The organism is Haliscomenobacter sp., assembly GCF_965225875.1.
GTDB lineage: Bacteria > Bacteroidota > Bacteroidia > Chitinophagales > Saprospiraceae > Haliscomenobacter.
In genome coordinates, this window is record NZ_CBDDBS010000003.1 from 2983613 (window position 1) to 3004357 (window position 20745).

At 47.0% G+C, this 20745-nt stretch carries 14 protein-coding genes; 8 read left to right on the forward strand and 6 right to left on the reverse strand.

Features of this window, described 5'->3' with window-relative positions; all coding sequences use genetic code 11:
* The first annotated feature begins 54 nt into the window (after positions 1–54).
* Positions 55–2055, forward strand: a complete 2001-nt coding sequence (locus tag ACO08K_RS31855; RefSeq protein WP_421800549.1) for a putative porin — start codon at positions 55–57, stop codon at positions 2053–2055.
* A gap of 41 nt (positions 2056–2096) precedes the next feature.
* A complete protein-coding gene (locus ACO08K_RS31860; protein WP_421800550.1) occupies positions 2097–2669 on the forward strand; it encodes a helix-turn-helix domain-containing protein in 573 nt (190 codons plus the stop codon).
* A gap of 36 nt (positions 2670–2705) precedes the next feature.
* Here the strand turns inward: ACO08K_RS31860 and ACO08K_RS31865 are convergent, their stop codons facing one another.
* Together ACO08K_RS31865 and ACO08K_RS31870 are read right to left on the reverse strand one after the other, a co-directional pair.
* Complete coding sequence (locus tag ACO08K_RS31865) at positions 2706–4886, reverse strand: penicillin acylase family protein (protein ID WP_421800551.1); 2181 nt, start codon at positions 4884–4886, stop codon at positions 2706–2708.
* Between the two features lie 144 nt (positions 4887–5030).
* Positions 5031–6476: an amidohydrolase gene (locus tag ACO08K_RS31870; RefSeq protein WP_421800552.1), complete on the reverse strand. Its 1446-nt coding sequence runs from the start codon at positions 6474–6476 to the stop codon at positions 5031–5033.
* 201 nt (positions 6477–6677) lie between these two features.
* Between ACO08K_RS31870 and ACO08K_RS31875 the strand changes: the two genes are divergently transcribed.
* The 5 genes from ACO08K_RS31875 (at position 6678) to ACO08K_RS31895 (ending at position 11590) form a co-directional block, all read left to right on the forward strand.
* The gene (locus tag ACO08K_RS31875; protein WP_421800553.1) at positions 6678–7769 is read left to right on the forward strand and encodes an efflux RND transporter periplasmic adaptor subunit; all 1092 of its coding nucleotides are present in this window, start codon (positions 6678–6680) and stop codon (positions 7767–7769) included.
* An 87-nt stretch (positions 7770–7856) separates the two neighbouring features.
* The gene (locus ACO08K_RS31880) at positions 7857–9116 is read left to right on the forward strand and encodes an ABC transporter permease (RefSeq protein ID WP_421800554.1); all 1260 of its coding nucleotides are present in this window, start codon (positions 7857–7859) and stop codon (positions 9114–9116) included.
* 4 nt (positions 9117–9120) lie between these two features.
* Positions 9121–9795, forward strand: a complete 675-nt coding sequence (locus tag ACO08K_RS31885) for an ABC transporter ATP-binding protein (protein ID WP_421800555.1) — start codon at positions 9121–9123, stop codon at positions 9793–9795.
* Entirely contained in the window at positions 9792–10811 is a 1020-nt protein-coding gene (locus ACO08K_RS31890; RefSeq protein ID WP_421800556.1) for a sensor histidine kinase, read from the forward strand. The genes ACO08K_RS31885 and ACO08K_RS31890 overlap by 4 nt, the downstream gene beginning before the upstream one ends.
* Entirely contained in the window at positions 10811–11590 is a 780-nt protein-coding gene (locus tag ACO08K_RS31895; RefSeq protein WP_421800557.1) for a LytR/AlgR family response regulator transcription factor, read from the forward strand. Before ACO08K_RS31890 ends, ACO08K_RS31895 begins: the two co-directional genes overlap by 1 nt.
* A 9-nt stretch (positions 11591–11599) precedes the next feature.
* Here ACO08K_RS31895 and ACO08K_RS31900 read toward each other — a convergent pair whose 3' ends face one another.
* The 4 genes from ACO08K_RS31900 to ACO08K_RS31915 form a co-directional block, all read right to left on the reverse strand.
* Entirely contained in the window at positions 11600–11974 is a 375-nt protein-coding gene (locus tag ACO08K_RS31900) for a response regulator (protein WP_421800558.1), read from the reverse strand.
* 5 nt (positions 11975–11979) lie between these two features.
* A complete protein-coding gene (locus tag ACO08K_RS31905) occupies positions 11980–14067 on the reverse strand; it encodes a sensor histidine kinase (protein ID WP_421800559.1) in 2088 nt (695 codons plus the stop codon).
* A gap of 10 nt (positions 14068–14077) precedes the next feature.
* Positions 14078–16882, reverse strand: coding sequence for an ATP-binding protein (locus ACO08K_RS31910; RefSeq protein WP_421800560.1), 2805 nt, complete (start codon positions 16880–16882; stop codon positions 14078–14080).
* A 346-nt stretch (positions 16883–17228) separates the two neighbouring features.
* On the reverse strand, positions 17229–19175 hold the full coding sequence (locus ACO08K_RS31915) for an alpha-L-arabinofuranosidase C-terminal domain-containing protein (RefSeq protein ID WP_421800561.1): 1947 nt from the start codon (positions 19173–19175) through the stop codon (positions 17229–17231).
* 490 nt (positions 19176–19665) lie between these two features.
* Here ACO08K_RS31915 and ACO08K_RS31920 point away from each other — a divergent pair, with 490 nt between their 5' ends.
* On the forward strand, positions 19666–20574 hold the full coding sequence (locus ACO08K_RS31920; RefSeq protein WP_421800562.1) for a tetratricopeptide repeat protein: 909 nt from the start codon (positions 19666–19668) through the stop codon (positions 20572–20574).
* The last annotated feature ends 171 nt before the right edge of the window (positions 20575–20745 follow it).

Below are 20745 nucleotides of genomic sequence, written 5' to 3' on the forward strand. Positions count from 1 at the left end.
TTATCATCATTTATCTCTCATCCTTCATCACTCATCACCCATAACTATTTTTTTGTGCTAAAACTCCTCACCACACTCCTTTTCCTTTCCAGTGCAGCCATTTTGATGGCCCAGTTTCCAACCCAAGGTCCGGGTGGTTTTGGAACCAATAATGGTTTGAATGTACAGAGGCCGGGGCAAACTGCACAGGATTCTATTCAGGAGGAGGTCAAGCGTGATACTTTTGGGGTTTATCGATTTTTCGCCAAAAATCCCTTTCAGGAAAAAATCTTTGCGGATACGCTGCTGAACGATTACCTGTATCAACACGATCCCGCCCGGCAACGCCAATGGGATTACATGCACCTGGGAATATCGGGCTCAGCAGCCCAGCCAATTGTATATCAACCTACCTTGCGCCGGGGTTTTCACTTGGGTTGGCACCAGTACGATTTGTACTTGAAATCCGCGGATGACATTCCATTTTATCGGCACGAATCAGCTTTTACCAACGTTGGGTACAACCAGTTGGGGGACCAAAACAACAGCTTTTTTACCCTGCAATTTTCGCGCAACTTTGGCAAAGGTTTTAATGCATCCATCGATTATCAGCGTTTATCGCAGCGGGGAACCACTACCCTATTTACTCAACAATCCTTACGGAATACCACTTTGGGTCTCAATTTTTGGTTCAAAGGCCAAAGTGGTCGCTACAATGCCTACCTCACCCTGGTCAACAACAAACTGGAACGGCAGGAAAACGGCGGCCTGGTCAGTGAAACCCTTACCCTGGAAGGCAATTTGGCCACTCCGGCACAAGCGGAGGTTTTTTCGGAGTCAGGACGCTCTCGTTATCAGCACGAGGAGGCACAGTTTACCCAATATTTTCAATTGAATCGTTTGAGTAAACGCGATACGAGTAGCCAGGACAGTTTACCACTGGTGGCTGTAGCAGGCAAACAAATTTATCAGGTGGCGCACAGTGTGAGTTTTCAAAAAATTTTTTCGCGCTACAATGACAATGAAGACCTTACCCTACTGGGTACCTACTACCGCAATTTTAATACCGATCCGCGGGGAATTCGCAATTTTGTGGGCCATCAAAAAATAGAAAACCAGTTTCGACTCTTGACTTACCGCAGCCAAGGCCCCTTGGTTGGCCGAGTGCGTCAGGAAGGAGGCTTACTGGAGCTAGGCCTGGTGCATGCCTATCATCGGATTGAACTGGAAGCTAAAGATTCCAGCCTCAACGAAGTATTTGCTACCGGGCGTTGGGACCTTCAACCGATTCCTCTGCTCGATTTGCACTTAAATGCCAAACTGGGCTTGTTGGGCAATATTGGCGATTACCAAGCCAGTGGCGCCATTGATTTTAAACTGGGCAAATTGGGGCATTTGACGGGCAAAGCCACCAACCAATTGTACAGCCCCAGCCTGATTCAGCGCGAATTTTGGGTGACCCAAACACGTGTTTGGAACAATGATTTCAAAAAAACGCTTGAAACCAACCTGGAGGCTGCACTCAACATTGAGCGTTTTCAGGTAGAAGTAGGTGCCGCTTACCATTTGATTAACAATTTGATCTATTTTGATACTACCGGATACACGCGCCAATCCGGAAAACCCGTAAGTATTTTACAGTTTTTTGTAAAGAAAAATTTTGTACTTTGGCGTATTCATCTTGATAATCAGGTTATACTGCAAAAATCTTCAGAAGATATTGTGCGTTTGCCACAATATTTTGGTAAGCATTCCTTATATTTCGAAGGAAAAATGTTTAAGGTCTTAAATGCTCGAATTGGAGTTGATGTACGGTATCAAGCAGCTTATCGGGCGGACTATTATATGCCACTGATTGGCCAATTCCAATTGCAAGATAAACGCATGGTGGATTTTTATCCGGCTGCTGATGTATTTGCAGCCTTTCAGATAACTAAATTCAGAGCCTTTTTTAAACTGGAAAACATTACTCGTTTTATCTATCCCCAGAATCAATTATTTTATCAAACTTCCTACTATCCAATGCCACCAAGTAGTGGGTTCCGACTGGGAATCAGATGGTTATTCCTGGATTGATCTAATGCTTGAGGCAGGACGGGGTATCTAACCCAAAACAAATGAGAAACGTTGAATTAGGTAAAGTTGGACGAAAAATCCGACAACTGCGCAAGGAGCGTGGCATGAACCTACAAGAGGTAGCCGACAAAAGTGACATCACTGCCGGGTTGCTTTCCCGCATCGAAAATTTTCGTACCCTCCCCTCTCTTCCGGTTTTGCACAACATTTCGATGGCCCTGAATGTCCCACTAGCTGAGCTGGTCGACCTGGTGGGCAACAATGGAGAGTCCAATTATATCCTGGTGCGCAAAGGCCAGGGTGAAAAAGAAGAACGTGAGGACTCACAAGGGCTTATGTACGAAAACATCCTGAGCACCGGGGTGGCCGAAACAAACCTGCAAGTATCCATCATTTCTATTCCGGCAGGCACTTACCGCAAACCACTCGCTAACGACAGCATGGAATTGATCCACATGGTGCAGGGCTCGGTCAAATACGGTTTGGGGGACAACATCCTCGAACTCCATCACGGCGATACGCTTTTTTTTGACGGGAGTATTCCCCATTCTTTGAACAATACCACTGCGGAGGCAGCGATATTGTTCAAAGTGTATTTGTTGAGGAGGAGGTAAGGGCGAGTGTTCATTTTGCCCCACTACTAAGCCAATTTATTTTCCGGGCTGGTAAGTACGGTTAGCCCCTTTTTGATACTCCTCCGGATAAAAAAGCACGTCCTTAAACTTGCCTTCAGTATACATTTTGGCTTGATCAAAGAAGTGCGGCGAATTGGGGTTACTGCTTTGACCACCCGTAACGATGGACTTGGCTTTAAGGCGTGGCCCAAATTCTACTACGGCAACAAAACTGTTGCCTACACTGCCGTAACGCTTCACCGTGCCAGGATAGGTCCTTGCGCCAAAAGCGGCCAGAGAGCCCCAGTGTGAAGAGGTAAAAGCAACGGGCAAACTTGGCTTTTGATCGTCAAAAGTCTCGCGGATTTTACCCGTCAGGCGTTGAAAGCGGTTGATCTCCCCCCAGGCAATTTTCCAGCTGCCAAAGTCGCGGGTCAGTTCATCAAGGACCAGATTGAACTGTTTGATTTTTTCTTCAGCAGTGCTGCGCTTGATGATGTGCTCAGTCAAACTCAGTGCATCGTTGGGCTCATCTTCTGGCAAGTGATAGCGGGTATAAGTCAACATTTTTTCGCCCCAATACATCGCTAGAGTCGTTGCCTGGGATTCCAGACTGTATTTAAAATTCCACTGCCGCAGTACATTGATGGCTTCAGTAAGCCGGGGATTTTTGTCCGTATGCTCCTCATAAGCTTTAATCAAAGCCGGGATGATGGGCTCAAAACCAGGTAGCTGGGGCTCGTATGCCGTTTCAATCAGTTTGTCCAGGGTAAAACCACTGGCATCTTTTAGCACCCGAACGGCGTGGATGCCCCGGTAGTTTTCAGGGTCTGGTGCCATGTAACTGGGATATTTTTTTGGATCTGGGCTTTGCGCAGCAGCAGCCGTATAGGGTGTAGAGTTACAATTTTGCAACCAACCTGTCCCAGGATTCAACAATTGCACAGTTTCTTTTACCGGATGCAAGCCTTGCCAATCGGTCATGGGGTTGCTGCCATCTACCGGTTTTTCCCAATCAAAACTGGGGTTGCGCCGAGGCATAAAATTGCCATGCCAATACGCGATATTGCCTTTGCTATCGGCAAAAACGGTATTGTTGGAGGCATTGCCCCGCCAGTCCATGGCCTTGTTGTATTGTTTGTAACCCTTGGCCTTGGTGCGCAGGAAGGATTGAGCAAGGGCCTTGTAGGGCTCGTTCATCATACTGATGCTGATCCACTTGCCATCCTTTTCGGAAATGACCGGGCCGTGGTGGGTGTGGTAAGTATCAAACTCCTTTTGTTTGAGCGCATTGCCGTCCTTGTACCACAATTTTATTTTTTCTACCCGTACTGGTTTGAGCGTGCCTCCGTGCTGATAAAAAGGTTTCCCTTCTTTCCACTCAATCGTTTCGAGGTATTCATCCAGTACATCGGCAGCGCTGGAGGTATGCATCCAGCCACAGTTTTCATTAAAGCCCTGGTAGATAAAAAACTGACCCCAGGTTACCGCCCCATAAACGTTCAAACCCTCCTCGCTGCGGATATGCAACTCACTGCGGAAATAAAAGGTCGTGTGGGGATTGATCAGCAAAAGGGCATGCCCCGAAGCGCTCTTACTGGGTGCAATGGCAAAACCATTGGAGCCCACGGGTTCCCATTCTTTTTCTTGCCAATCCTTGAATCGCCAGGAGGTAGAGTGATTTTTGGTGTAAAAATTCTTCAAACGCTCCACCGAAATCGCACTGATATTTCCACCGATGCTCCCCTCGCTGAACATCAGGGGCATCCAGGGCTCAAATCGTTTGATCAAACGGGGTTTGACCTCCGGGTGGGTATAGAGGTAGTAGTTGCAGCCATCGGCAAAGGCGTGCAAGAGTTTTTTCATCCAGCCTGGACAAGTCTGGTAAATGGCTTTAACCCGATTGGTGTCCAAAAACAGGCGCGCCCGTAAATCCTGGTATAGATAGGCTTCACCTTCCACTTCAGACATGCGCCCCAGGTTGGTGATGTAATTGTCTTCGACCCGCATGAAGTCGTCTTCACATTGCACGTAGAGCATGCCAAAGATGGCATCCGCATCGGTTTTACCCGATACGTGCGGAATGTCCCATTTATCGCGGGTAATGGTGATGCCTTCGGCCTGGGCTTTCCAGCGGGCAATTTCCGCAGCGCTGAAGGATTGGCTCCAGGCGTTGCAGGTGAGGAGGATGAGGGAAAAAATATAAAATGGTTTCATGGTTGGTTGGTTTTGGGCACCCACATAGGGCCGCCCGTACGATATATTTGAGGGATTGGGTAGGGGCAGCCCTCTGTGGCTGCCCCATTTTTCAGCCAAGGGCGGCCACGTAGGGCCGCCCCAACAGGGCCGCCCGTACGACGTTTATTTCCGGTAATCCAGCGGCGGTTTCCGTGTTCCAATCAAACATTGGTATTTAAAATCCTTCCCGGTGCGCTCCTTCAATTCTGCCTTCGCCTTGGTACAAGTTTCTGGCGTATTGAACAGGTCGATTGCAGTCAGGGCCATCGTTTTGGCTGCCACCATCATCCCTTTTGCACCAATCCCGGTGCCGCCAGCAGCTACCGCCTGCCAGCTGTGTGCAGAAGTGCCAGGCACCCAGGTAGCTGAGCCCATGCCCACGGTAGGCACCACCCAGCTGATGTCGCCCACATCGGTGGAGCCACTATTGCGTTCCTCTTTTTGCTCAAAAGGAGAAACGCTTGCAGCCGATTCGATTTTTACATCGGGCAAGTTGAGTGTAGGAAAGATTTTTTCAGCAAACTGGCGCTCTTCAGCATTGTAGATCACGCCTCCAACTGCGGTAAGGTTGTTGTGCATGAGGCGGGCCAGGGTTTCGTTGGGCATAAGGTTGTACACCCCGTTGATGTGCTCAAATTCCATCCGTGTACCCGTACCCAGTGCAGCACCTTCGGCTGCTTTGACGATCCGGTCAAAAATCTCCTGAGTAGTTTTGGCATCCGGATGGCGTGCGTAATAGTAGACTTCGGCGAAGGCTGGGACTACGTTGGGGGCATCACCACCACGGGTGATCACGTAGTGAATACGGGTATCCTCAGGGATGTGTTCGCGCATCATGTTGACCATGTAGTTCATCGACTCTACCCCATCCAGTGCAGAACGGCCCCGGTCGGGTGCCATCGCAGCGTGGGAAGCTTGACCGTAAAAGCGGAACTTGGCGGAAATGTTGGCCAAAGAGGAACTGGCCCGGGCGCTGTTTTCATTTCCTGGGTGCCAGTGAATGACCGCGTCGGCATCGTCGAACAAACCTGCGCGCACCATGTACACTTTGCCGCCCCCACCTTCTTCGGCAGGAGTGCCATAAAAACGGATGGTACCCGATTTGCCGCTTTTTTGCAGCCATTCTTTGACTGCCACTGCAGCAGCGGCTGAACCTGCGCCAAACAAGTGGTGCCCACAGGCGTGTCCAGATTTTACCTCTGGGCGCTCTTGACGGGTGGGCACAGCGGCTTGGGATACACCGGGCAAGGCGTCGAATTCGCCGAGGATGCCGATGACGGGTTTGCCTGAGCCAAAACTGGCCACAAAGGCGGTAGGCATATCGGCTACTCCGGCTTTGACTTCAAACCCTGCACTGCGCAGTTGTTCTTGCAGGAGTTGAGAGCTTTTGGTTTCCTGGTAACCCAATTCTGCCCAGTCCCAGATTTTCATAGCTACCTGGGTATAGCTGCCAGACAACTCGTCCAGGCGTTTGATGATTTGGGTTTTATCTTTGGAAAGAGCCGGCGTAGTTTGGGCAAAAAGGCCCAGGCCGCTCAGTAGTAAAAGAAGGCTAAATAATGACTTCATGCAATTTGGTTTTTTCATACTGTTGGGATAAAGCTAGAATTTTTTGGGCTTTTTAGGTATGGTCTATCGATAGAAATGTGGTTTTACTGCAAATTCGACAGTGGATTCGCTTCAAGTGCAATTTCCGCCGCTTCCCTGCATTTCATTTGCATTTCCCCGTCCAAAATCCCTTATTTTGTTGCATCGCTTAAAACCATTGCAATGAAATTGTCTTTTTTCATATTGAGTATTGGCCTTCTGTTGTGGAGTTGTGGCAAAGAAAAACCACAGCTTGCTCAGCCCGAAATAGCCAAACTCACCGAAGCCGTTTACGCCTCCGGTACCCTGGTGCCCGAATCAGAATACCGGGTGATGAGTGTATCCGATGGCATCATCACATCGGTACGTATCAAAGCGGGAGATGTAGTCAAAACGGGTAGTCTCCTGTTTTCGCTGAGCAATTCCAATTTGGCAGCCAACGTGAGTGCCGCCCAACAATTGCTCAACAAAACTTTACCCCTGACCAGCGACGCTGCACCTCAACTGCGCGAGCTGCGCAATCGGCTGCAAAACGCCCAGGCCAAACTGCGTTTTGACAGCCTGCAATATCAGCGGTTCAGCAGTCTATGGGAGTCGGAAGCCATTTCTAAACGCGAATTTGAGCAGGCTCAACTGCAATACGAATCCAGCCAGCGCGAAGTCCAGGCCTTGCAGCAACAAATCCGCCAGGTCAACCTCAATGCGGCCCTACAAACCCAACAAGCCGAAAACCAGGTGCGCATCGCCAGTACCTCGCAGCAGAATACCCAATTGAAAAGCTTTGGCGAAGGCATGGTTTATGAAGTGCTCAAATACCCGGGTGATATGGTTTATCCCAATCAACCCCTGGCCATCATTGGCAGCAAAACCTTGATCGCCAAACTGATGATTGATGAAACGGATTTGGGTAAAATACAAATGGGGCAAAAGGTGCTGCTCACCATGGATGCCTTCGCCGATCAGATATTTAATGCAGAAATCACCCGAATATATCCGATGCTCAACCGGGTGGAGCAATCCATCCGGGTTGATGCTACTTTGCTGGATCCTTTGCCTCAACAGCTCTACGGCCTCAATGTGGAAGCCAACATTGTGATTCGGGAAGCAGAAAATGCGCTGGTGATTCCAAAATCTTTGCTCCTACCCGGTGATAGTGTGTGGGTCATGGAAGGAAAGGAAAAACGCAAAGTGAAAATTCAACGCGGTGTGGAAGATGCCCAGCGGGTGCAGGTGAAAAGTGGTTTGACCAAAGATTCTCAATTGATACTTAAATAAAGTTGAGGAGTTGAGAAGTTGAGGAGTTGAGGCTACCGCAGTGACTTCTCAACTCCTCAACCCCTCAACTCCTCAACTCTTAATTGCATGAAGCGCAGCCTCACTTTGGAAATTGCCCTGACGCACTTGTTGACCAAGCGCAAACAGACCATTGTGGCCATGTTGGGGGTAACCTTCGGCATTTCGATGTTTTTGGTGATGATCAGCTTTATGACCGGGGTAAACGATTTTACCAAAAACCTGGCCATGGAAGAAGCTCCGGATATCCGCATTTACAACCCTCTGGAAATCGAAAAAAACACCATCATCGCCAAGGCGGCTCCCGATACGACGGGCAACCTGTATGTAGTCCACCACCAACGCCCCAAAAACGTTGTGCCCAAATTGCGCAATGCCATCATGCTGGCCCAATCCCTGGAAGCCATGCCTGAAGTAAAAGGCGTTGCGCCACAGGTAGCCACCCAGGTTTTTTTCAACAATGGTCCGATTCGGATCACCGGATCATTGTTGGGCATTGATGTGAAAAGGCAGGCCGAGCTATTTACCCTGGCCCGCAAAATGGACGCAGGCCAATTGATCGACTTGTTGGGCATTAATGATGGAGTGATTTTGGGCTATGGTTTGGCCAATAAAATGAATGTGGGCATTGGTGACCGCCTAAGCATCACCACCTCGGAGGGTAGCATCTTGATGTTGCGCGTAGTGGGTATTTTTTCCTACGGGTTGGCTGATTTTGACAATGCCCGTGCCTATGCCACCTTGGCTACGGTGCAAAAAGTGATGCAGCGCGACCCGAGTTTCATCACCGATTTACACATCAAAATGTACGACAACAACCAGGCAAAAGCCATGGCCGCAACCATCAGCAAACGTTTTGGTGTACATGCCGAAGACTGGTCTACGGCCAACGCGCCACTGTTGGCGGGTGAAAGTATCCGTTTTGCCATGACCGGGATCATTTCGTTCACCTTGTTGCTGGTAGCCGGCTTTGGCATCTACAACATCATGAACATGAACATCATCAACAAACTCAAGGACATTGCCATTCTGAAAGCTACCGGCTTTGAAAGCCGCCAGATTGTGGGCATTTTTTTGTGGCAATCGGCCATCATTGGTTTGTTGGGAGGGATAGTTGGTCTGTTGCTGGGCTACGGGTTTTGTGTAGCCTTGTCGCATACCCCTTTCCCGGGCGGCAGCGTGGTGCGCATCGCCACAATGCCCGTCAATTTTAATCCACAACATTACATCATGGGCTTTTGCTTTGGCGTAATCACCACCGTTTTGGCTGGTTTTTTCCCTTCTTTGAAGGCTGCTAAAGTGGATCCTGTACAGATCATCAGAGGATAAGATCATGCCGATATTACAAGCCAAACAAATCACCAAATACTTTCACGAGCCCGAAACGGTGCAAGTGCTCAAGGGAGTGGACATCAGCGTGGAGCAAGGTGAATTCCTGTCCATTGTGGGGAAGTCGGGTTGTGGCAAGTCGACTTTGTTGTACATTCTCAGCACGATGGATACTGATTACGAAGGAACGCTCAACATCAAGGGGGAAAAACTCAATGGCTGGTCGCAGAATCAATTGGCACGCTTTCGCAATGAGAATTTGGGCTTCGTGTTCCAGTTCCACTTTCTTTTGCCCGAATTTACTGCCCTGCGCAATGTGATGATGCCCGCCTTAAAACTGGGCAAGTACAGCTACGCCGAAATTGAGCAACGTGCAATAGACAAATTACGCATGGTGGAAATGGATGCATTTGCCCATAAAATGGCCTCTAAACTCTCCGGTGGGCAACAACAGCGGGTGGCCATTGCTCGGGCACTCATCAACGACCCGGCGATCATCATGGGGGATGAACCCACCGGGAACCTGGATAAAGTGAATTCCCAACGTGTATTCGAGATCTTTCAGGAATTAGCCAGACAAAATCACCAAACCATCATTACCGTCACCCACGATCAGGATTTTGCTGCGGGCAGCGATCGGATCATTGTGATGAGTGATGGGCAAATTGTCCAGGAATGAAGCGGAGATATTGGCCTTATCTTTTTATCGGGCTGTTTTGCTTGTTTGGCACCTATGTTCGATCCAGAATTTTGATCGGGTTCCCTTGGTACCTCTATGTATTTTTATTTGTTTTTCAATTTCTCCTAATTGTCGGCATTTGGGAGCTGATTATCTGGGTAAACCGCAAGTTGGAGTTTTATTTTTCATTGGACCAACGTCCTTTTGTCCGCATTTTGGTTCCAGTACTGGTTTCTACAACCGGGATCTCAGCCATTTTTTTAGTCATGATCCGGTTGTTTCACAGCTACTTTCCAACGTATGCCAATCGCGAGTTTTTAATGGTACTTGGGGCATTGGCAGTAGTGACAATAGCGTTGTTGAATTTCATCTTTTTCACTTTTGATTTTTTAAAAAAGCTCAAAATGAGCCAGGAAGAAAAAACTGCCTATGAATTGAAGGCTTTGCAAGCGGAACGCGAAAAAACCTTAATGCAATACCACAATTTACGCAATCAAATAAACCCGCATTTTTTGTTCAATACCTTAACCTCACTGGACGGATTGGTTCAACAAGATCCCAAACTGGCTTCCCGTTTTATTCGCCACCTGGCCAAGGTTTATCGTTACGTCTTGGAACACAAAGAGAACGAGGTGGTGAGTGTACAAACTGAACTCGATTTTATCGCGCATTACATTTCCTTACTAGACATTCGTTATGGCGAAGCGCTGCAAATTGAAATGGACATCAACGAATCAGCCAGAGACCAAGGAATAGTGATGGTCACCTTGCAACTGTTGATCGACAATGCCCTGAAGCACAATATTGTCCAAAACGACCGCCCCTTGTACATCAGCATCATTTGTCAAAAGGGCTATTTGGAGGTAAAAAACAACAAACAAATCCGCCGCCAAATCGAATCCTCCAATGGACAAGGTTTGGCCCAGTTGCAGCAGTTGTATCAGTTTTTGAGCGAAAAACCTGTGCGGATTCTGGATGGTGATTTATTTTTTAAAGTGCAAATACCACTACTTTGATGTCCACTACCTTGAACATATTGATGCTGGAAGATGAACCTCTGGTGGCATTTAGTCTTTTGACCCTGGTTCAGGAAATTGAACCTACCGCCATCATTACAGGGCCTATCGCCAGTGTGCGGGAGGCCCAGGAATGGTTGGACACCCACCCCAGCCCCGATTTGGTGCTGGCTGACATCCAACTGTCTGATGGCATCAGCCTAGATGTTTTTGCGCATCGGCCACTCGATTGCCCCATTATTTTTACCACGGCCTACAATGAATATGCCATCCGGGCTTTCAAGCTCAATAGTGTGGATTACTTGTTAAAGCCTATTGAAAAAGAAGATTTAAACGCCGCTTTGGACAAGTTCCACCTGCTACAGGACAAGTTCAAAAACACCACTTACCTCAGCCAAATGCAGGAATTGTTCGCCAATTTTGCTCAGCAAAATAAAAAATACAAAACGCGATTCTCGGTGCATCAAGGGCGCAGCATGATCCTGATTCCAGTCGAAGACATTGTGTGTTTTGGCAAAGAGGAATACATCTACCTCCTGAGCACCGATGGCAAAAAATACCTCAGTGACTACCGCTCCCTGGACGAGGTGGCTGAATTGTTGGATCCGACCCAGTTTTTCCGCGCCAATCGCCAATACCTGATTGCTCTTAGTGCCTTGGAAGGTTTTCGCAGTGACGATTGGGGGAAGTTGAAATTGAAATTAAAGGTGTCACCCGGTGAGGAGGTGACGGTGAGCCGAGAAAAGGCCGGGGAATTTCGGCGTTGGGTCGAACGTTAGTGCATTTACTTATTCTTTCCATTCCTCAGCTATTTTTTCTTTCAGCGAAGCAAAATCAATTGGTTTGTTGAGGAAGTCGTCTGCCCCCAGTTTGTTTGCCCTTTCCCGGTTGTCCTTGTCTCCATAAGCCGTAATCATGAATACTTTAGGTGGCGCGGCCGGAAAAATACCACGTACCCTACGCAACAATTCCAGCCCACTCATGCCTGGCATGTTGATGTCGGAAAGGATAAGTACAATCTTGCTGTCTTCCAATAGTTCCAGCGCTTCTTCACCAGAATGGGCAAATTTAAAAGTGAAGACTTTATCGCGAATCTCCTTGCGGAATTTTTGTTCAAAAAGGGTGCGGATGTCCTTTTCATCGTCAACAACTAAAATGTTCATAACCGTTAATTTTTAGGGTTTGTTAAGGGCAGTTCAATGGTAAAGGTGCTGCCTTGGTTTTCAGTGGATTCAAGGTGTATTTTTCCACCATGACCTTTGGTAATGATGTCGTAGGCCAGGCTCAATCCCAGCCCGGTGCCTTGCCCGGTAGGTTTGGTGGTGAAAAAGGGTTGGAAGATTTTCTCCCGGATTGCTTCAGGAATGCCGTTACCATTGTCTTGGACACTGATTATGATTTGATTGTCTGTTTTTTGGGTGGAAACGGTGACGGTGGGTTGGTATGGGAGGTGTTGTAGAGACGTTGCATGCAACGTCTCTACAGTACGTTGCTGCACAGCATAAAACGCATTGTTGATCAAATTGAGCAATACCCGCCCAATGTCCTGTGAGATAACCGAAACCACGGGTAGGTCAGGCTCAAAATGTGTCTCCATCTTACAGTTGAAACTACTGTCTTTTGCCCGCAAGCCGTGATATGCCAAACGCAGAAATTCATCAGCCAAGGTATTGAGGTTGGTAGGTTCTTTTACGCCTGAACTGGTCCGCGAATGTTCGAGCATCCCCCTGACGATGGAGGAGGCTCGACCGCCGTGGTGGTTGATTTTGCCGAGGTTTACTTGTAAGTCTTCGGCAATGGCTTTTACCTCTTCTAAATCCCCTTTTCCCAATTCCTCTTTCAATTCATCGATCATTTCAGCACTGACTTCGGCGAAGTTGTTGACGAAGTTGAGCGGGTTCTGGATTTCGTGGGCAATGCCTGCGGTGAGTTCACCGAGGGAGGCTAATTTTTCGGATTGGATGAGTTGGGTCTGGGTGATGCGTAAATCCACCAAAGTAGTTTCTAAATCTCGATTTTTCAAGGCTAGTTCATGCCCTGAATTGGTCAAATCTTGATTTTGTTTTTCGATTTGCAATTTTTGTTGTTGCAAGGTATCATTTAGTGCTTTTTTGCGCCGATTGGTAAATATCAAAACTCCCGCCAGGAGTACAAAAGTGAACAATCCGCCTAAAAGTGCATTTTGGCGGATTCTGTTTTTCGCGTTTATTTCCTTTTTCTCTAATTCAGCCAGCTTGTTTCGCTGTTCACTTTCCAAAAAATACCGCTTATTCGTCTGGTCTTGAGTAAAGTGTTTTTCTTTTATTGCATTGTGCCTTTTTAAATAAAATAAGGATTTTGGTGGATTGCTCTTTTCGAAATATTCCGACAAAATCAAAGCTGCATCCATTTCATTTATGTCATTGTCCATTTTTACAGCTCCTTCGTAAGCCGTTTTGGCGTAATAATACATGGAGTCGAGAGCGCCCTTTTTTTGCATAGCCCTTGCCAGGTATATCTGTGTTTCTTGTAACGCAAATTGATTGTTTATTTTAACCATAGTGGAGCGCATAAGGTGCAAATGGGCAATTGCTGAATCAGGTTTATTTTGGGTCAGATATCCAATTCCGATCGCACTGTGGGCATAGCCTACAAAATGCCCTGTGTTGAATGGTATGGATTGTGCATAGCTCAGGCATTTAAAGGCATAGATCAAAGCCGAGTCCGCTTCTTGCTCTTTGCTATACATTTGCGAAGCCGTCATATGGGTAGCCCATTTGTCAACAGGGTTAAACTCTATTTTTGGATGAGCATTGAACATCCGAATGTTTTCTTGACATTCTTCCAAACATCTTTGATAATCACCTTGCTTTTCGTACGCCAATTGAGCCATATTTATAAAATTACCAAGCTCATACAGGTTGTCTTTATATCTTTCTTTCCCCTCCAAAGCCAATTCCAAACCTTTTGCCCACTGACCACTTATGCTATATTGAAAAGATAAAGGACCCAGTACTTTCCTAAAACCATTTTCATAATTGAACTTTCGGGTTAGCCTTAGGGCTTCTTCGCCGAGTAGAATGGATTTTTCCACATTCGTATTTGAATAGAGTACCGCAACTTCGATTAAGGTGTTAATCCGATTGGTGTCATTGGGCAGGGTAGTTAATTTTTTTTCCAAGCTGTCGAGTAAAATCTTCGAAAAGCCTTTCGGCTGAGCGACAACGCACAGATTACCTAAAAAACACAAAAAACAGGTAAGGGTTAATGTTCTCATTTCGTTCTTTTTACGATTGTACTTTGACTGGTAAAATAATAGAGAACTCGGTGCCGATTCCTTCAGTACTTTCGATCTTTAAAGTACCACCATGTCCTTTGGTTACGATATCATAGGCCAAACTCAAGCCCAATCCCGTACCCTGCCCAGTGGGTTTGGTGGTGAAAAAAGGTTGGAAGATTTTGTCACGGATGGCTTCGGGAATGCCGTTGCCATTATCCATTACCTTGATGATGATTTGATTGTCTGTTTTTTGGGTGGAAACGGTGACGGTGGGGTGGTATGGGGGGTGTTGTAGAGACGTTGCATGCAACGTCTCTACAGTACGTTGCTGCACCGCATAAAATGCATTGTTGATCAAATTCAGCAGCACCCGCCCAATGTCCTGTGAAATAACCGAAACCACGGGGAGATCAGGCTCAAAATACGTTTCCATTTTACAGTTAAAACTACTGTCTTTGGCGCGTAAGCCGTGATATGCCAAACGCAAAAATTCATCAGCCAAGGTATTGAGGTTAGTGGGCTCTTTTACGCCTGAACTGGTCCGCGAATGTTCGAGCATTCCCTTGACGATGGAGGAGGCTCGGCCGCCGTGGTGGTTGATTTTGCCGAGGTTTACCTGTAAGTCTTCAGCAATGGCTTTTACCTCTGCTAAATCCCCTTTTTCCAGTTCTTCTTTCAATTCATCGATCATTTCGGCGCTGACTTCGGCAAAGTTGTTGACAAAGTTGAGCGGGTTCTGGATTTCATGGGCGATACCGGCGGTGAGTTCGCCGAGGGAGGCGAGTTTTTCGGATTGGATGAGTTGGGATTGGGCTAGTTTTAAGGCAATCAATGCATCTTCGGCCCTCTTTTTTTCAGTTTGGATTTGAATCAAATTGAGACTTGCTTGTTCTGCTTGTGCTTCAGCTTTTTGCAGGTCGAGAAAGCGGGTGTAAGCTTGTTCAAAAACTTTGGCGAAGCGTTGAAACACCTGCGCTTTTTCTTCGGTAAGTGGCGTAGGAGCCCAAAGCAAGGTACCATGCTTCATAAATGCTAAAGAGAATGTAACCTGCTCGGTTGCAATCATTCGCGCTTTAACATCGTCCGGAATAGCCTTGTAGCCGGATTGGGTAAACATAAAATCATCATAATCCTTTTTCTCCGTCCCCGCCAACTGATAAACCAAATAAGAGGATCCATTTCGCCAAGCTTCCATAAAGCTTTTTTGAAAAGGGTGTTCAAAATGGGGGATTCGGTAACTTTGTGGATAGGTATCCTGACCAAATCCGGCTACCCAGGATTCCGTATCCCCCGTTTGTGCATCAATAAGATTTATCCCTATGATGCCAAAGGTGAAATCCAATTTTTGTAACTCCCCATACAGGGTAGCTGCTACGTCTAGTACTTCATTGCTCCGCTGCATAGCTAGCGCTCTGGCACGCACTCTCTCCAGAGCTGCCTCTATCTCCAATTCCCGGTTTTTCTGGGTCAGTTCGGTAGTCCGCTCGGCTACTTGCCTTTCAAGGGTTTGGTTTTGATCCCTGAGGATTTGTTGTTTTTCGGTGGAAAGCTGTTCGACTTCAATGAGTTTCTCTTTAAGGGAGCGGCTGGTAAGCGCAATTTCCAATCCTGAATAGATGGATACAGCTACAGGCACACTCAATAAAGCCAGATTGTAAAATATGTCAGCGTAGTTATAGATACTCCCACCAATGGTGTGATAGCCTATGTTTTGAAAGGCAGTCACCAAAAGATAAAAAATGATCCAAAAAACCAGAAAACTCATTCCTCCAAAAGAAATAATCCATGCCCCCGGTTTTTGGGTTTTTATAGCTTTTAAAGAAATTCTTACAATCTCTAGATTTAAAATATTTCCGAAGACAAGGATGGTTACAAACCCTGAATTGTAGAGAAAAAAATTGATGCCTATGCCTACGAATACCAGAAAAACACAGCCCCAAAAATACCAGGAACTTTTTTGATCCAATAGTCTATACAAACCTGTGAGCAAGCATATAGTCCCAATTTGCTGGATGCTAACCATAAAGGTATTTGCCCAATAATACATCCAAACAAATTGATTTAAGATGATATAATTCATGGATAAATTAAAAAGGATGTCGCTTAAAGAAAAAAGGGCAAAGTACAAACTGGCTTTTTGTTGAGGATAGTAAATATATTGTGCCATATAGGAGATGAACAATAGCAAAAAAGCGCCTATCCTGAAAATATTAGAATGTTTGACATTAGTAAGATTGATAAAATTATACTGCTCGATATAGTCCCTCGAACGGTATAGCGTTGGGTAAATGAGTGGGTTGGTATTGGCTAGTAAAACATGTGGATAACGGATATTCGGTTGAATGGCAAAACGAACGGCCAATACTGCTGAACGACCAGGCTTTATGGGAAAAGGCTCTGCACGGAAAACGGGACTGATTGCTAAGATATGGTTCCTATTTTCGCTCAAAGTACCAAAATGGTAAATCTTTCGCCCATTAAAAAACCATTCAGACGCACCGGACTGCCGAAGGGTAAATAGCAATTGTTGGGTAGTAGTATCGCTTAGTTCCAAATGCAAGCGAAGCCAAACGATTTCTCCAGTTTTAGGGATTTGTGACAAATCAAAAATATCCTTGGTTGGATCAATCTTTTCCCAATCCAAGTCATCAAACTCAACCTTCGCCCAATTTGGATTATCTCCCAAATGCAATTTCCAGCCCTCATTCAGTAGCACTCCTTTTTTAGGCAGACTATCAATGCGAAAAGCCTCCCTTTTTTGAGCAAAGGCAAGCAGGGGAAACAAGACCAAATAGAAAATTAGGTTCCGCATGGCTAAGGGTTTTAGAGTGTGCATTTTCGATTTAAATGCTTCTCCCAAAATACTCAAATAATGATTTGGCATAAAAAATCCTGCCCCATTTTCATTGGGTAAAAACAGGGCAGGCCTAACTACTGCTAGTACTAAGATTTTTGCCCCACTACAAAGATGGTCTGTAGCAGGGAGGGAGGCAAGGGAGGTTTTCCGAATGGAAAGAATGATCCTCCGAATGGTAAGAAATGGATTCCGAATGAAATAAAAATGCAAATGCCTGCTTGCCAAAACAAGCAGGCATTTTTGAATGCAGCATTTTCCCTCCGAATGGTACGAATTCGGCTTCGAACAGAATTTAACGCTGCTACCGTTTCACCCTCAATACCCAAAACGTCAGCGCGTCCAGGGTCACTTCCGGTTCATTGTCTTTAAAATTGATCGTTTTTTCTCTTGGTACAATCGCCTCTGGAGCATTCGGTGTATTCACCAGCGACAACCGATCGGATTTGAGTTCCAAAACCGTGGCACTACGCGCCACATTGCTAAGGCCAGCCAGTTTTAGTTTGATTTTCTGGGGTACAATGCCGGTATTGGCAATTTTGAGTACCACTTCATTGGTTTTTGCATCCACCACTGCCGATGCGTAAAGCCCTTCCTGCCCGGTAATGTTTTTTCCATTCATCTGAATTGGCAAGGTATGGGTGCCTTTGTAGGTCGCGTACAACTGCTGGACGTAATAATCCGGAGTAAGCACTACCTGCTGATTGTTGTACCAAATCAGGTTAGGACGCCATTGCCAGGCCTCGTAGTGGGCGAAGAGTGGCGCGTAAGAAGTCATGTGTACCAGATCGGCATTGCGCTCCAGCCCGGTCATGAAGGCCGCTTCGGCCAGGGCCGATTCAAAAGAGTTGTCGCGGGAAGTGGTATGAGCGGCGTACTCTCCGGCGAACACCCGAGGGCCTTTCCGGTCATAAGTATCGTAGCGGGCCGCTTGAGTGTAAAACCATTGCGGCGAGCGGTAATAATGCTCATCCACCAAATCGGCTCCTATTTTACGCATTTCAGGCCAGAGGTAATCAAATTCCTTGCCATCGGGGAATGGCCCCGAGCTGCCGATGATTTGGATTTTGGGGTGTTTTTCCCGCAGAGCTTTCACAAAAATGGGCAGGCGTTCGGTGTATTCTGGTCCCCATTGTTCGTTGCCTATGGCGATGAGCTTCATGTTGAAAGGGGCGGGATGGCCCATGTCGGCGCGTACCTTTCCCCATTTGGAAGTGGCGGGGCCGTTGGCAAATTCGATCAAGTCAAGGGCATCTTGCACGTAGGAACCCAGGCTATCCAGCGGCACCCGGCAATGGTCGTCCTTGCAGGCAAACTGGCAGGCCAGACCACAACTCAATACGGGCAGCGGCTCAGCCCCCAGGTCTTCGCACAATTGGAAGTATTCAAAAAAGCCCAGCCCGTAGGATTGGTAGTAGTCGGGAGTCAGGCGGTGTTTGAACTCGTAGTTCCAGCGGTTTTCGTTGAAAGGGCGGTTTTCGGGTGCACCTACGGTGTTTTTCCAGTTGTAGCGTGTACCCAGGTTATTGCCTTCCACTACGCAGCCGCCGGGGAAACGGATAACTCCCGGGTGCATCTCGGCCAAGGCTTGCACCAGGTCGGCGCGCAGGCCACCTGGGCGGTTTTTCCAGGTTTTTTCAGGAAAAAGTGAAATGTGGTCTACATCCACCTTCCCCTGGGTGAGCAGCGTGAGGCGAAAATGTGCCTTCATGTCGCTGGACTTGGGCTCGATGCTACCGGTAAGTTTTTGCCAGTCAGCCGATTTGACTTCGGTTTCGGTACTCCCGATGATCTCATTGTTGCTGTTGACGAGCTCCAGGCGCAGCTTCATGGCTTTGCTTTCGGCAGTGCGGGAATAAACGGTGTAGAGGTATTTCTCCCCTTTGTTGAGGCCAATGCCCCGAAAGCCTTCATTTTCCAAACCACTTCCGGTCAATTGGCCGCTATAACTGATTTGGGCATAATGAGGATTGCGGCTAAAGGCAGGCTTGCTATCTGCCACCGTTACTCTGCCAAAAGGAATCCAGCCCACCAGCGGCTGAGCAAATTCAAAGGAGCGGTTTTTGATCAACTCGCCGTACAAGCCTCCATCGGCACCAAAATTGATGTCTTCAAAAAAGACGCCATACATGGTCGGTTGGATGGGGGCACCGGGTTTGTTGGCGTCGATAGTAAAAACCAGATCTCCAGGAACCTGGGCACGGCCCATTGATGCAAACAAACAGCAAAGCAGAAATAAGGTGTTGCGCATTGGCGTTGAATTGATGGAGGTGAAAAATGCCAAAAGATAGTCCCAAAACCGAAAAGTTGGATTGGGTAGGGATAAAAAAACTGTAAATGGTACAATTAAATTCAGGATTAGATTTTGAGGGTTAAGCGCTACCTTTAGTCCTAACGAAATAAAATCAACGATCACAATACTAAACATTCTGCTCGGAGGACATCAATAGCCCCAGGCTTCAGCCTGGGGTCATCGGAGCACCCTCTAATTTTGGCTTTAGCCCTCGCTTGAAAATTAAAGCTGGGGCTAAAGCCAAGTCAAAAGAGGAAACTCGATCCACGCGCTAATGAAGTTTTTAAAATAAAGCGTTCCTAAACGAGCCAGAAATCGAGAAAAGCTGGCAGCTACAAAAGATCGTTTATTTCCAAAAACTTCATAAGCACGTGGCAATTGATGTCCTCCGAGCAAAATGTCCTGTTTTGCGTTCAACAACACATCATCCCAATTAACCCTTAATGCTATGCAATCATTTAGCAAAATCATCCTCAGCTGTGGCCTTAGCATCCTCAGCTTTTCCAGCCTTCTCTCGCAAGATTGCGCCACTCAAATCGTCCCTCCAGTATTGAGTGAAGCCGCTCGTAGCAGTATGGAAGAAAAACTGGCCGCAGCCAAAGCTGCCTACGAGCTGGCCCCCAACAGTGCTGATGCCCTCATTTGGTACGGCCGCCGAACTGCGTATTTGGGACGTTACTCTGAGGCCATTGAAATCTATACCCGAGGCATGTCGCAACATCCCACTGATGCTCGACTATACCGACACAGGGGGCACCGTTACCTGAGCATTCGTTGTATCGATAAAGCATTGGCGGATTTCAAAAAAGCTTATGCACTCACGCGACGTAAACCCGATGAGATAGAGCCCGATGGCATGCCCAATGCTAAGGGGATTCCCACCAGCACCTTGCAGTCAAATATCAGGTATCATCTGGGACTTTGTTTGTACCTGAAAGGGCAATTCAAAGAAGCGGCCCGCTACTACAAAGAAGACCTCCGCAAGGCCGCAAACCCTGATATGTATGTAGCCTCGGCCAATTGGCTGTATTTGTGTTATCGGCGGCTTGGTGCCGACTCCAAAGCCCAAAAATTATTAAAAAGTATTGAGCCCGATATGGCGTTGATCGAAAATTTTGATTACCTGAAAATATTGCTGCTGCACAAAGATGGCCTAAATGCTACAAAACTCAAGGAGGAAATTGCCCAGCCCAATTCATTGAGCAACAGTACAGTGAGTTTGGGGTTGGCGAATTATTATTTGCTCAATGGGCAAAAAGAGGAAGCGGAGCGTTTGTTTAAACTGATTACTGAGGGGAACCAGTGGGCCAGTTTTGCCTACATCACTGCTGAAGTGGAGTTGGGGAGGATGAAATAATGGGAGCTGTATTTTCGCAGATGTAAAGGTGTTTTGCCCCATAAAGGCAACCTAACTATCCATTTATTTCCCCCATCTGTCGAATTCCCACTGTCAGAAATTTGTAAAAATCCGTGGCCTTCCTTATTATTGTGTAATTTTTACACAAAGGGTTTTACACTATAAAATCTA

What these genes read in the sequence shown, in the direction of transcription:
- ACO08K_RS31860 (WP_421800550.1), top strand. Translation starts at nt 2,097, where the DNA reads ATGAGAAACGTTGAATTAGGTAAAGTTGGACGAAAAATCCGACAACTG.
- ACO08K_RS31865 (WP_421800551.1), bottom strand. Translation starts at nt 4,886, where the DNA reads ATGAAACCATTTTATATTTTTTCCCTCATCCTCCTCACCTGCAACGCC.
- ACO08K_RS31870 (WP_421800552.1), bottom strand. Translation starts at nt 6,476, where the DNA reads ATGAAGTCATTATTTAGCCTTCTTTTACTACTGAGCGGCCTGGGCCTT.
- ACO08K_RS31875 (WP_421800553.1), top strand. Translation starts at nt 6,678, where the DNA reads ATGAAATTGTCTTTTTTCATATTGAGTATTGGCCTTCTGTTGTGGAGT.
- ACO08K_RS31880 (WP_421800554.1), top strand. Translation starts at nt 7,857, where the DNA reads ATGAAGCGCAGCCTCACTTTGGAAATTGCCCTGACGCACTTGTTGACC.
- ACO08K_RS31885 (WP_421800555.1), top strand. Translation starts at nt 9,121, where the DNA reads ATGCCGATATTACAAGCCAAACAAATCACCAAATACTTTCACGAGCCC.
- ACO08K_RS31890 (WP_421800556.1), top strand. Translation starts at nt 9,792, where the DNA reads ATGAAGCGGAGATATTGGCCTTATCTTTTTATCGGGCTGTTTTGCTTG.
- ACO08K_RS31895 (WP_421800557.1), top strand. Translation starts at nt 10,811, where the DNA reads ATGTCCACTACCTTGAACATATTGATGCTGGAAGATGAACCTCTGGTG.
- ACO08K_RS31900 (WP_421800558.1), bottom strand. Translation starts at nt 11,974, where the DNA reads ATGAACATTTTAGTTGTTGACGATGAAAAGGACATCCGCACCCTTTTT.
- ACO08K_RS31905 (WP_421800559.1), bottom strand. Translation starts at nt 14,067, where the DNA reads ATGAGAACATTAACCCTTACCTGTTTTTTGTGTTTTTTAGGTAATCTG.
- ACO08K_RS31910 (WP_421800560.1), bottom strand. Translation starts at nt 16,882, where the DNA reads ATGCGGAACCTAATTTTCTATTTGGTCTTGTTTCCCCTGCTTGCCTTT.
- ACO08K_RS31915 (WP_421800561.1), bottom strand. Translation starts at nt 19,175, where the DNA reads ATGCGCAACACCTTATTTCTGCTTTGCTGTTTGTTTGCATCAATGGGC.
- ACO08K_RS31920 (WP_421800562.1), top strand. Translation starts at nt 19,666, where the DNA reads ATGCAATCATTTAGCAAAATCATCCTCAGCTGTGGCCTTAGCATCCTC.